Below are 12,666 nucleotides of genomic sequence, written 5' to 3' on the forward strand. Positions count from 1 at the left end.
ACGTTCAGCGCCGCTCGCTCGGCGCAACGCCCGTCCAGCGCTTGAACGCGCGCGTGAAATTGGCAGCCGAACTTCCTGCGCAGCTTCTGCATCAACTTCGTCAGCTCGAACATGCATTATTTCGGCGACATCGATTCGCGCAACGTGATCCAGCAGACGCAGGTGCTGAACCCGTGGTGGATGCTGCCGTTCCAGCTGTTCTGCTTCAATTTCGGCAGCACGCACGCGATCCATCACTTCGTGGTGCGCGATCCGTTCTACATCCGGCAACTGACCGCGCGCACCGCGCATGCGGCATTACGCGAAGTCGGCGTGCGCTTCAACGACGTCGGCACGTTCGCGCGCGCGAATCGCTGGGGCGGCTATCGTCCGCCGCGCGGCACGCACAGCGCGCAGGCCGACGCGTAACGCCGGCGGCGCGCGACATCAGCGCGGCCTCAATCGTCGATCGGCGGCATCGGTCCCTGGCCGCGGATCCACGACCAGTTCGCGAGCTCGGCCATCTCCTTGTCGCCGCGGCTGTCGCCGTACGCGAACAATTGCTTCGGCGGCCGGTTGCCCCACCACCCGCGCAGCCGCACGACCTTCTGCGGCCCCCAGCAGTTCTCGCCGTCGAGCCGGCCGGCGAAGATGCCGCGCTCGAACGCGAGCCGCGTCGCGAGCACCGCGTCGAAGCCGGCCGTCTTGGCCCACTTCTCCAGATACAGCGACGGCGACGCGCTGACCAGCACGACTTCATGCCCGCGCGCGCGATGTTCGCGAACGCGCTCGAGCATTTCTGGACGCACGAGCCTCGGCAGATAACTGTCGACGAACCTGCGCGCCTGCGCATCGAGCGCGTCTTCGCGGATCGGCCCGAACGCGAACGACGCGAACTTCGCCTTCGCGTCGCCGCGCGACAGCAGCCCGGCCTTCATCGCGACGATCCACGGTAGCGCGCGCAGCCCGGCCCACGCGAAACGCGGCGTGCCGACCGTCTGGCGGACGAAATGGCGAAAGCTGTCGGTAGTCGTGATGGTGCCGTCGAAATCGAAGGCGGCGACGATGCGGTCGGTCATGAAGAATCGGCGGGAAAGCGATGAGATGCCCGGGAAGATAGCAGACTCGCGGCCCCCACGCGAAACCGTATCGCCCGACACGAGACCGCGCGCGGCGAAGCGCATGCGGTCGAGTCGTTTGCTCAGCGCGACGGCCGCGCGGCAAGCGCCGCCGGCAGCACGACGTTCATCAGGTGATCGGCGCGCGACAGCAGGTCGGTCACGCGCTCGTCCAGCCCGCGCAGTTGCGCCGGCTGCATCCGGATCTGCTGGACGGCCTGCCCGACGATGTTGCGGCGGTCGAACAGCGTACGCTCGACGCCCGCATCGCCCGGCGCCCGCACGACGTCGGACACCGCACTCAGCGCCGCGAGCACGACCACGAGGTTTTCCTCCGCATGGCGGACCTTCGCGGCGAGTTCCTCAGTGCGGCGCGGGAAAAAACCGAGCGACTGCTTCAGCGCGCCGAGCGCCGCGCGGTAGTCGACATGGCTGGACGTCCCACCGAACCAGCGTTCGAACATGCCGGCCTTGCGTGTCGCCTGCGCGAGCATCCCGGCCATCATGTCGGCCGCGCCGAGTTCGTTGAATTCGCGCGTCGCCGCCGCGACGGCTTCAACCAAGTTGCCGGCCGTCTCCAGCGCGCCGTCGCCGATCGTCGCGACCGTCGCGAGCTTCAGCGGCACCAGTTGCCGGATATGCCGCTCGATGCGCGGCGCGTAGTCGGGATAGAGGTTCGGAAAGCCGGCCTGCGCGGCGCGGAAGCACGCTTCGAGCTGGGGATGATTCGATTCGCCGAACAGCGCACGGCCGATGGCGTCGGCGGGCGCCGCGCGCACGGCTTGATCGGGGGCGGGCGCCGGCCCGAAATCGAGCGCCTGCGGGGCGGGCCGCGCCGGCGCACGCGCGACCGGCGCACCGGGCGCGGCCGGCGCGTCGAACGCAAGACGCCCGGGCGTGCGCTCGGGCGTCGCATCGAACTCGAGCCGTTTCGGCTCGTCGGACGGATTCGTCATCGCTGCTTCCTGCCCGGCGCGGCGGTGTTTCGCGCGCCGGGCTGCCGCCCGTCAGACCGCGCCGCCGTACGCGCGGACGAAATCGCCGAGGCCGCGGTTGTAGCCCGCGCCGACCGCCTTGAACATGAAGTGGCCGTCGCGACGATAGAAGCTGCCGACCTGCACCGACGTCTCCATCGAGAAGTCCTCCTCGAGCGCGTACTTCGCGATCACCGCGCCCGACACCTCGTCGGCGATCTGGATGTAGCTGTTGCGAACCTGCCCGAAATTCTGGCGGCGCGCTTCGGCCTGGTCGATCGTCACGACCACCGAGATTTCCTCGACGTCGGCCGCGAGCTTCGTGATGTCGATGAAGATCACTTCGTCGTCGCCGTCGCCACTGCCCGTGCGGTTGTCGCCGCTATGCACGACGCCCAGGCACTTCGACGAAGGCATCCCCCGCTTCGGGAAATCGTCGCCCGGCTGAATGAAGGTTTCCTTGCGCTCCATCGTCCGCACTTCGCTGTTGTAGAACACGAAATGCTGATCCGAGATCAGTTTCGGATTGCTCTGCGCGTCGTACTTGCACAGGAACACCGACACGTCGAGATCGAAATCCGTACCCGTGTCCGTCGCGTTCGCGTCCCAACCGAGACCGATGCGGAATTTCTGCGTGCCGGGCGCTTCCTTCGACAGGTTGACGCGACCGCCTTTCGACAAATTGATCATCTGAACCTCTTCTGCTGGAACCGCCGTTGCGCCGGCGGCGATGCCGGGCCGCGCGCGGCGGCCCCTTCGTGGATGGTTTTCGTGCCGCGTGACGCGCTTACTTGCCCGCCACCGCCGCGCGGTCTTCCTTGCGCTGCACGACGATCGACGACCACACGGCCGCGGCGATCATCGCCGCGCCGACCAGGCCCGTGACGACCTCGGGCACCTCGAGCTTCACGCCGAGGAACATGATGGTCGCGAGCGCGCCGATCGCCCAGAACGCACCGTGTTCGAGATAGCGGTACTGCGCGAGCGTGCCTTTCTTCAGCAGCACGAGCGTCATTTCCCGGATGTAGGCCGCACCGACGCCCAGGCCGAGTGCGATCAGGAAGATGTTGTTCGACAGCGCGAACGCGCCGATCACGCCGTCGAAGCTGAACGACGAATCGAGCACTTCCAGATACATGAAGCCCGCGACGCCTTCTCGCACCACGCGCGTGCCCGTGTCCTCGCCGCCGACCAGGTCGCCCACGCCGTGCGCGATCACGAAGCCGATCACGCCGAACGCGCCCGCGAGCAGGAAGCTCACCTGCTCGGTTGCCGGCACGTAGAACGACGCGACGATCACGATCGCGAGCGTCAGCGCCACTTCCAGCGCGGTGATGCGGCCGAGATGGCGCATCGGGCCTTCGAGGAAGCCGATCCAGTGCTCGTCCTTCTCGGTGTCGAGCATGAACTTGAAGAACACCATCAGCAGGAACGCGCCACCGAACGCCGACACCTCGTGATGCGCGGACGTCAGCACTGCCGCGTACTTGTCCGGCGATTCGACCGCGAGCGTCAGCGCGTCCCACAGGCCGATGTGGCCGATCACCGCGACGATCAGCAGCGGGAACACGAGCCGCATGCCGAACACCGCGACCGGCAGGCCGAACACCATGAAGCGGTTGCGCCACTTCTCCGACCAGTTCTTGAGCACCGATGCGTTGACGACCGCGTTGTCGAGCGACAGCGAAATTTCGAGCACGCACAGGACCGCGACGATCAGCATGTCCTTCACGCCGCCGAGGAGATAGGCCGCGATCAGCGCGAGCGCGGTGAGCGACAACGGGATCTTGAAGTCTTTCAACATGATGGAGTAATCGAGTTCAGAAAAATGGGCAGGCGGGACGCGCTTACTTCGCGCGCACCCAGTCGCAGAATTCCTGCGTGATCAGGTGTTCGTAGATCTGTTCGTCGCTGAGATCGAGCGATTCGAGATGCAGGAAGCCGACGTTCGGCATTTCGTCCGCCACTTCCGCGAGAAAGTCGAATTCGCTCGGATCGCCGACGCCGACGAGCGACCAGTACAGCGGGAAGTGCTGCGATTCGGCCAGCAGCTGACGCACGTGCTTACGGTCGTTCTTCGGGTTCTGGCCGTCGGTGACGAACAGCACCCACGCGGGCAGATGGCCGTTCGCGGGCGCCGCAGCGGCCAGCGCGGGCGCGTCGTCCGCACCGCCGAACAGCCGGCTGAGAAAGCCGCGCTTTTCCTCGCGCTTCGGCTCCGGCGCACGGAAGAAGAAATCGACGATGTCGTTCATCACCGGTGCGTACTGCGTGCCGCCCCACTTTTCGATCCGTGCATTGAGCACGTGATCGGAAATGTACGAGCCGTAGTTGTCCGGCGTCGCGGTCGGCAGGCGGTCGTAGCCTTCGGTGAAGGTCCACGTGTCGACCTCGCCGTTGTCGTCGAACTTCAGTGCAATGCCGAGAATCCGGTCGTGCGTCTCCTGGATCACGCCCGACTGGTACAGCGGCTTCGCGGAACCCGAGATGTCGAGCGCCGCGCCGACGCGCACGACCGGCGGCTTCAGGATCTGACGTTTTTCGAGGACGATCGCGACCTTCGCCGCGCGTTTCTCAAGCGTAATCATGCGGTGTTCTCTCAGTTCTCTTAGTTGTGCTTCGGAGCGAATCGGGTGATCAGGTCCTGTTCGAGCTGGCGCAGGCGCGGCGCGTCCTGCTCGCGCTGGCGGCGTCCGTCGGCGATGATCTGCGTGATGTCGTCGAACGCGCCGAACAGCTGCTGCTGCGCGTATTCGAACGTGTCGGTCGAGATCACCGGACGCTGGCCGAGCTTCGCGACTTCCTGCGCGTTCTGGCGATTCAGGTCGGCCTGCGCGCGGATCGCCTCGTCGGCCGCGTCGTACGTCGCGTTCGCGAGCGCCGCCGCGCGCTTCGTGCTCAGCTGTTCGAGGTAGAGCGCGAACGCGTTGGTCCACGCGGGGATCAGCACGGTCTTGATCGTCATGAACTTCGACGTCAGCGTGCGTTTCTGGTCCTGCTCCATCCGGATCTGCGGCGCGAGCTGCTTCGACATCAGCATCGCGCGGTCGAGATCGTCGAGCTTGCTTTCGAGCGCGTCGATCTTGCGCTTCACGTCGAGCAGGCGCTGTGCGGCGAACGCATCGTCCGCCGGCTGCTGGCCGGCCGCCAGATGCGCGCGCAGCGCCGCAAGCGCCGTTTCGCCGTGCGCCTTCGACTGCGCGAGTTCCTGGTGCAGCGCGTAGTTGTCGTTGTACATCCGCTCGAGCTCGTCGATGCCGGCCTTCTGGCGCTGCGCATGGTTTTCGAGCTCGACGACGAGCGTGTCCATCCGCTTGCTCACCGATTCGTACTGCGACAGCAGCTTCTCCTTGGTCGAACGGAACAGCCGCGTGACCTGCGTGAGCAGCCCGCCCTTGTCGGCGCCGCGCGGGTCGAGCCCTTTAGCGGTCGCGATCAACTCGTTGAGCTTGTCGCCGAACTGGTCGGCGTCCGACGCGCGGACGCTCGCGAGGATCTGCTGGGAGAAGGCGGCGATCCGCGTGCCCTGTGTCGCGCCGAGCTGGTCGATCTCGTCGACGGTGATCAGGCGCGCGTGTTCCGTCGGCTGCGCGGCCGGCACGACGACGTTGGCGACGGCGGCCGGGGCGGCGATGGGCGACAAAGACGGCGTGGAAGGACGATCGCTGACCGCATCGGATTTGTTGTCGTCGAATAGCGGCTTCATGTGGCTACCACGTTTCCTTTTCTGCTTTTTGCTACGTGTTGTCGTGCGCGCGAGGCGCGCTTGCGCGGTGCCGTCGGTGCTCTCTCACGGGCGGCAGACCGGACAATAAAGGGCGACGATGCATGGCGTCAAGGGAAGGATTTCTTTCAATTTCCATTCATTTTGTAATGTCGTGAACGCGCGCGAGGCCCGGACGTCGCCATTCCTGCCGCCATGTGCGTAGGGCACGCACGATCGGCGCGCATCAAAACTTACACGCCCGATCAAAGTGAAAGAGAAATGAAATAGACGATTTTTGCAGATGTGGCGCGGGCCCCTCTGGCATGAAATGCGCGTGCTCGTCGGTCGCGCGTCAGCGATCCCGCACGCGATGCATGCCGAGCCGAGACCGGATGAACGGCACCGATAAGTCACGAATCGTGAAATCCCATCGTCCGTCGATACCGACGAAAGTCGTGCTGAAATGCCGGTCGTCGGCCCACGTCATGTCGTCCAGATGGCACGACGCATACATCGCACCGACCGTGCGCTGCGCGAGCACCTTCAGCGGCCCCTTCGACACGAGCGTAAACGTGACCGCTTCCTCGAACGGGCAGTCGTAGTCGGTGACAAGCAGAAACGCGGCCGGCGTCTCGAACTGGCGCAGCAGCACGTAACCGGAAACGGCGAGACCGGAACGCACGCCATCCACGAGCACATCGGTGCGCGCCGGCCACGCTTCATACGGCCCGTCGTGCGTTGCGAGCGCGAAGCGGTCGACCGGCTTCATCACCGCGCTGCCCTAGGCATACTGCTTCCCCGCTCCATCACCGTGTCAATGCGCAGCCTTCCGATACAGCGCAACGTACCCCGCGAGCATCAGCAGCAGCGATCCGCTGACGCGATTCAGCCACTTCTCGCCGGCCGCCTTCCATACGCGGACCGAATGCACGCCCAGCAGCGCGTAACCGGTCATCCCGATCGCGTCGATCGCCACGATCGTCGCCGCGAGAATCGCGTACTGCGGCGCGATCGCGTGCGACCGGTCGACGAACTGCGGCAGCAGCGCCGACATGAACAGGTAGTACTTCGGGTTGCTCATCGCGACGAAAAAGCTCTTCAGAAACGCGCTCCGGCGATCGGGCGTCGCAGGCACGCATGGCTGCGCAGCCGCGGCCCCGCCGCTCGATATCAGCATCCGGATGCCGACATACGCGAGCCACGCCGCGCCGAGCAGCTTCAGCGTCACGAACGCCGTTTCCGACGCGTCGAGCAGCACGCCGAGGCCGAACCCGACCAGCGCAACGAGCACGACGTCGGCGGTGACCGCGCCGAGCATGCCGACCATCGCGTGACGCAACCCGTAGCGCGAACCGTTGCTCATCGCGAGCAACACCGTCGGGCCGGGCGTCGCGACACCGACGGACAGGATCAGCGCAAAGGCGAGCAAGGCGGAGAGCGACATGGTGTGGCGTTCCTTTTGAAGAGTGCGATGCGGACGGGCGGCATGGAACCGATCGACCCGACAGACCGCAATCGGCACGCACGGTTTGTTACGACGAATGCGGACTTCGCATGATCGCATGTTCGTCCCGACGCCCGCTCGGCGGTTGTGCGCCGTCGCCGGTGAACGGCCCGCGGTTATCTCAAATAGTGGACTGATTTCTCCGTAAACGACAATGATTCTCGTTTACGTTAGACTCCGCCGCTCGATAAAAACACGTCCGCGACAGTACGGACGCGTCACGCCGCCCGGATTCCGACTTGCCGCCCTGGGACGGATCATCGACCACACCGATTTGCGTCCCATGTCGACATTTTCGTTACCCGCCCGGCGTCTCACGCCGATTGCCTTCGGCATTGCGCTCGCCTGCGCCTTCCCGGCCGCCGCACACGCTCAGCAAGCGACTTCCGCCGCCAACACCGCGCCCGATGGCGCCGTGCTGCCGTCGATCAACGTGACCGGCGCGGCCGAGCCGCTGCCGGGCGATCTCGCGCCGACCTACGCCGGCGGCCAGGTCGCGCGCGGCGCGGATTTCGGCGTGCTCGGCCAGCAAAAGGCGAGCGACGTGCCGTTCAGCATGACCACCTACACGTCGAAACTGATCGAGGACCAGCAGGCGCGCACGCTCGCCGACGTGCTCGACAACGATCCGGCCGTGCGCAGCGCATCCGGCTACGGCAACTTCTCGCAGGTGTTCGTCATCCGCGGGTTCGCGCTCGCCGGCGACGACGTGTCGCTCAACGGCCTGTACGGCGTCACGCCGCGGCAGCTCGTCCAAACCGATGCGGTCGAGCGCGTCGACGTGTTCAAGGGCGCGAATGCCTTCCTGAACGGGGCATCGCCGAACGGCTCGGCAGTCGGCGGCGGCGTGAACCTCCAGCTGAAGCGCGCGGACGACAAGCCGCTCACGCGCGTCACCGTCGACGGCGCCACGTCCGGTTCGCTCGGCACGCATGTCGACATCGGCCGCCGCTTCGGCAGCGAAGGCCAGTTCGGCGTACGCGTGAACCAGTCGATCAGCGGCGGCGACACGGCCGTCGACGACGAGCGCCGCCGCGGCAACGTGACGGCGGTGTCGCTCGACTGGCGCGGCGACAGGCTGCGCCTGTCAGGGGACTTCCTGTATCAGCGGCAGCGGATCGACAACGGCCGCCCGATCGTGCTCGTCAGCGGCAATCAGTTGCCCGCCGTGCCGTCCGCGACGCACAACTATGCGCAGCCGTGGAGCTTCAGCGAACTCGAGGACACGGTCGGGATCGTGCGCGCCGAGTACGACTTCCTGCCCGCGTGGACGGCCTACGTATCGGCCGGCGCGCGCCATACGAACGAGCACGGCGACTACTACACGCCGACCTACTCGTCGTCCGGCACGACCGGCTCGCGCCTGAGCGTGCCGCACAAGGAAGATGCACAGTCGGCCGAAGCCGGCGTGCGCGGCCGCTTCACGACCGGCCCCGTGTCGCACTTCGTGACGGCCGGCGCGTCGTTCATCCGCGTCGACAGCCAGTCCGCGTACACGCTGTCGAACGCGTTTCCGACGACGCTCTACGATCCGGCGTCGGTCGCGTTCCCGCCGACGGCCTACGCAGGCGGCGACATGAACGATCCGGGCACGGTCACGAAGAGCTGGCTGCGCAGCGTCGCGGTGTCCGATACGCTCGGCTTCCTCGACGATCGTGTGCTGTTCACGATCGGCGCACGCCGCCAGTCGATTTCGGTCGACAATTTCAGCTACACGGGCGCGGTCACTGGCGTCTACAGCGACGCGATCACGACGCCGGTATTCGGTCTCGTCGTGAAGCCGTGGCGCAACGTGTCGATCTTCGCGAACCGCAGCGAAGCGCTCGCCCAGGGCGAGATCGCACCGAACACCGCACGCAACGCTGGCCAGGCGCTGTCGCCGTACCGGTCGAAGCAATATGAAGCCGGTATCCGGTACGACACCGACAAGGTCGGCGCGTCGCTCGCGCTGTTCCAGATCGAGAAGCCGATGGCGTACACCGATCCGGCGACGAACCTGTTCGGCGCCGACGGCACGCAGCGGCACCGCGGCATCGAGACGGCCGTGTACGGCGAACCGTGGAAAGGCGTGCGGCTGATCGCGGGCGCGACGTACCTCAACGCGACGCTGCAGGACACGGCGGGCGGCGCGAACGACGGCCACCGGCCGATCGGCGTGCCGTCGTTCCTGCTCAACGCGGGCGCCGAATACGACGTACCGATGCTGAACGGGCTCACGCTGACCGCGCGCTGGATCCACACCGGGCCGCAGTACCTGGACGTCGCGAACACGATGTCGATCCACGCGTGGGACCGCGTCGACCTCGGCGCCCGTTACGCGACGGAGGTGTTCGGCAAGAAGACGACGTTCCGCGCGACCGTTCGCAACGTCGCGAACAAGTCGTACTGGTCGTCGACGATCGGCGGATACCTGACGCAGGGCGATCCGCGCTCGGTGTGGCTGTCGATGACGACGGATTTCTGACGAACGCCGAAGGGAGTGGCGGGCTGCCGCCAGAGTTTGCTATACTCTCGGTCTTCCGGAGAGATGGATGAGTGGTTTAAGTCGCACGCCTGGAAAGCGTGTATAGGTTAATCGCCTATCGGGGGTTCGAATCCCCCTCTCTCCGCCAGGATTCAAATGCCCGCGCCAGCGGGCATTTTCGTTTCCGGAGAGAAGCAAGCCGACAATTCGGCTTGCGCGGGGGATTCGAAGGGATTCGCTTGCAAGCGAATCCGCGGCCCGCGCTTGTGTGGGCGAATCCCCCTCTCTCCGCCAGAATCCATGAAGCCCCCTGATTTCCCGAGAAATCAGGGGGCTTTTCATTTGGGCGTCGACACGCGATGCCTCATCGCCCCCCCTCACGGATGCCGAATGTAATCCACCAACGCCCGCGTATACTCATCCGGCCGCTTGTCACACAGACTCACCACGATCGCCACCGCGAACCCCGCCGGCACACCGAACACGCCTGAGCTGATCGGCTCGATCCCGAACCACGTACGCCCGGCGAACCCCGTCAGCTGCGTGAAGAACGGATAAGTCGACACGATGTAATACACGCACACCGCCAACCCCGTCACCATCCCGGCAATCGCGCCACGCGTCGTCGTGCGCTTCCAGAACACGCCCAGCACCAGCACCGGAAAGAAGCTCGACGCCGCCAGCGAAAATGCCGCCCCGACGAGAAACAGAATTTTCCCGGTATTGAGCGACGCGACATACGACGCGAACAGCGCCACCCCCAGCAGCAGCACCTTCGAGATCGTCACGCGCCGCTGGCTCGACGCATCGGGCGCGACCATGCAGTAATAGACATCGTGCGACAGCGCGTTCGCGATCGTCAGCAACAACCCGTCCGCAGTCGACAGCGCCGCGGCCAGCGCACCGGCCGCGATCAGCCCCGACACGACATACGGCAGCCCCGCGATCTCCGGCGCGGCCAGCACGACCATGTCCGGCTGCATCTGGATTTCCGACCAGTGCACGATACCGTCGCGAATCACCTCGACGACGCTGATCAGGTCGGGTTCGAAGTGATGCCACTGCGTGATCCACGCCGGCAATTCGGCGAACGGTCGCCCGACGAGATTCGCGAGGATCTCGTACTTGATCAGCACCGCGAGCACCGGCACGCTCAGGTAGAACAGCGCGATGAAGAACAGCGTCCAGCCGACCGACCGCCGCGCCGACGCGACCGACGTGGTCGTGTTGTAGCGCGTCAGGATGTGCGGCAGGCTCGCGGTGCCGAGCGACAGGCACAGCAGCAGCGCGAGGAAGTTCCGCTCGCGCGGCTTGCGTTCGTCCTCGCTCGCGGCCGGAAACGGCTCGTGCATCGGCACGGGCGGTTCGGCACGCGCCAGCAGGTCGTCACGCGCCTGCGTCCACGCCACGCGCGCCGCCGCCGGATCGCGCGGGAAATCGGCCAGTTCGCGCTCGCGCACGCTGATCTCGCGCAGCGGCCCGTTGTGGCGCCGCAGGTCCGCAAGCTGGTCGACGAGATGCCGGCGCGCATCCGCATAGGACGCCGGCAACCGGTCGAGCCGCGTCTGGATAGCCGCGGCCTGCCGGCGATATGCATCGCGCACCTGCTGCTCGTCGCGCGCGTCGCGCACCTGCGCCTCGCGCGCCGCGACGCGCTCCATCAGCTTGCCGTAATTGAACTGCGGCACGGGGCCGAGCCCATTCTTCATCGCGATCAGCGATACCGGAATCAGGATCGCGCTGATCAGGATGATGTACTGCGCGACCTGGGTCCACGTGACCGCCCGCATGCCGCCGAGAAACGAGCACACGAGAATGCCCGCGAGCCCGCAGAAGATGCCGATCGCGAAATCGACGCCGATGAAGCGCGTCGCGATCAGGCCGATCCCCTGGATCTGCGCGACCAGGTACACGAACGAACACAGGATCGCCGCGCCGGCCGCGAGCGCGCGCACGGCCGTGCTCGAAAAGCGCGTGCCGAGAAAATCCGGAATCGTGTAGCGCGCGAGCTTGCGCACATAGGGCGCGAGCAGAAACGCGACGAGGCAGAACCCGCCCGTCCAGCCCATCACGTACGCGAGCGCGTCGTAACCGGTCGCGTAGAGCGAGCCGGCCAGGCCGATGAACGACGCGGCCGACAGCCAGTCGGCCGCCGTCGCCATCCCGTTGAACGCGGACGGCACGCGCCGCCCCGCCACGTAGTACTCGACGAGATCGGACGTGCGCGACAACAACCCGATCACCGCATACACGGCGATCGGCACGAACAGGAACACGTAGCCGATCCACACGCCCGAGCCCGTCGCGCGCTCGATCCGCCACATCAGCAGCACGAAGCCGAGAAATCCGAGCGTGTAGAGCGCGTATGCGCGTATCAGTCGACGCGTCAGCATGAATCAGCGCCCGCCGTTCGCGTGGCCGGCGCGCGCCGCATGCTCGTCGTACGCGCGGCGCAGCGTGCGGTCCGCGCGTTGCATCAACCCGATGTAGACGACGATCAGCACGAGGTACGCGAGAATCGCGCCCTGCGCGCCGACATAGAACGGCAAGCTGAAGCCGGCGAAGCGCACGCCGGCGAGCGCGGGTCCGAAGAACGGCACGATGAACGACACCGAAAAGCCGATCACCATCAGCACCGCGATCAGTGCGACGTTGAAGCGCCAATAGCGCGCATGCGCACGCGCGAGCGGTACGGGAACGGGAGGTGGCGCGGCAGGCGCCGAACGGGTCGGAACGGTCATGCCGTTATGTAGCAAAAAGCCCCTGCGCGGGCAATCGGGATTGCCGCGCAGGGGCTCACGCGCGTGACGCGCAACCGGCAGGCGTTCAGCGCACTTCGGTGAGCTGCTCGAGGATGGCCGGATTCTCGAGCGTGGACGTATCCTGCGTGATCGCCTCGCCCTTCGCGAGCGAGCGCAGCA

11 protein-coding genes, 1 tRNA gene and 1 pseudogene are annotated in these 12,666 nt (G+C 66.2%); 3 read left to right on the forward strand and 10 right to left on the reverse strand.

Going from position 1 to position 12,666, the window contains the following annotated elements; genetic code table 11:
- Window positions 1–66: 66 nt before the first annotated feature.
- Window positions 67–408 (forward strand): annotated as a pseudogene (locus J8I35_RS33160) (fatty acid desaturase); the annotation flags it as partial.
- 29 nt (window positions 409–437) lie between these two features.
- On the opposite strand, the gene J8I35_RS33165 reads toward J8I35_RS33160, so the two are convergent.
- The 8 genes from J8I35_RS33165 to J8I35_RS33200 all read right to left on the reverse strand — a co-directional run bounded on the left by J8I35_RS33165 (window position 438) and on the right by J8I35_RS33200 (window position 7,221).
- A complete protein-coding gene (locus J8I35_RS33165; RefSeq protein ID WP_209929281.1) occupies window positions 438–1,058 on the reverse strand; it encodes an HAD family hydrolase in 621 nt (206 codons plus the stop codon).
- 122 nt (window positions 1,059–1,180) lie between these two features.
- Window positions 1,181–2,053, reverse strand: coding sequence for a hypothetical protein (locus J8I35_RS33170; RefSeq protein WP_209929282.1), 873 nt, complete (start codon window positions 2,051–2,053; stop codon window positions 1,181–1,183).
- Window positions 2,054–2,104: 51 nt separating this feature from the next.
- Complete coding sequence (locus tag J8I35_RS33175) at window positions 2,105–2,761, reverse strand: TerD family protein (RefSeq protein ID WP_050018000.1); 657 nt, start codon at window positions 2,759–2,761, stop codon at window positions 2,105–2,107.
- A gap of 97 nt (window positions 2,762–2,858) precedes the next feature.
- Window positions 2,859–3,875: a DUF475 domain-containing protein gene (locus tag J8I35_RS33180; RefSeq protein WP_124557638.1), complete on the reverse strand. Its 1,017-nt coding sequence runs from the start codon at window positions 3,873–3,875 to the stop codon at window positions 2,859–2,861.
- Between the two features lie 43 nt (window positions 3,876–3,918).
- Window positions 3,919–4,659 (reverse strand): VWA domain-containing protein, encoded by a 741-nt coding sequence (locus J8I35_RS33185; protein WP_209929283.1) that lies wholly within the window; start codon window positions 4,657–4,659, stop codon window positions 3,919–3,921.
- Window positions 4,660–4,679: 20 nt separating this feature from the next.
- A complete protein-coding gene (locus tag J8I35_RS33190) occupies window positions 4,680–5,777 on the reverse strand; it encodes a toxic anion resistance protein (protein ID WP_209929284.1) in 1,098 nt (365 codons plus the stop codon).
- Between the two features lie 352 nt (window positions 5,778–6,129).
- Window positions 6,130–6,546, reverse strand: a complete 417-nt coding sequence (locus J8I35_RS33195) for a hypothetical protein (RefSeq protein ID WP_209929285.1) — start codon at window positions 6,544–6,546, stop codon at window positions 6,130–6,132.
- A gap of 45 nt (window positions 6,547–6,591) precedes the next feature.
- Window positions 6,592–7,221 carry a LysE family translocator gene (locus J8I35_RS33200; RefSeq protein WP_050018005.1) on the reverse strand — a complete coding sequence of 210 codons (630 nt, stop codon included), beginning with the start codon at window positions 7,219–7,221 and terminating at the stop codon, window positions 6,592–6,594.
- Between the two features lie 343 nt (window positions 7,222–7,564).
- Here J8I35_RS33200 and J8I35_RS33205 point away from each other — a divergent pair, with 343 nt between their 5' ends.
- Window positions 7,565–9,745, forward strand: a complete 2,181-nt coding sequence (locus J8I35_RS33205) for a TonB-dependent siderophore receptor (RefSeq protein WP_209929286.1) — start codon at window positions 7,565–7,567, stop codon at window positions 9,743–9,745.
- A 57-nt stretch (window positions 9,746–9,802) separates the two neighbouring features.
- Window positions 9,803–9,893, forward strand: a tRNA-Ser gene (locus J8I35_RS33210).
- 229 nt (window positions 9,894–10,122) lie between these two features.
- Here the strand turns inward: J8I35_RS33210 and J8I35_RS33215 are convergent.
- Together J8I35_RS33215 and J8I35_RS33220 are read right to left on the reverse strand one after the other, a co-directional pair.
- The gene (locus J8I35_RS33215) at window positions 10,123–12,138 is read right to left on the reverse strand and encodes a sodium:solute symporter family protein (protein ID WP_209929287.1); all 2,016 of its coding nucleotides are present in this window, start codon (window positions 12,136–12,138) and stop codon (window positions 10,123–10,125) included.
- Window positions 12,139–12,141: 3 nt separating this feature from the next.
- Window positions 12,142–12,486, reverse strand: a complete 345-nt coding sequence (locus J8I35_RS33220; RefSeq protein ID WP_209929288.1) for a DUF4212 domain-containing protein — start codon at window positions 12,484–12,486, stop codon at window positions 12,142–12,144.
- Window positions 12,487–12,666 lie beyond the last annotated feature (180 nt).

Source organism: Burkholderia sp. CpTa8-5 (assembly GCF_017815045.1).
Classification (GTDB): domain Bacteria; phylum Pseudomonadota; class Gammaproteobacteria; order Burkholderiales; family Burkholderiaceae; genus Burkholderia; species Burkholderia sola.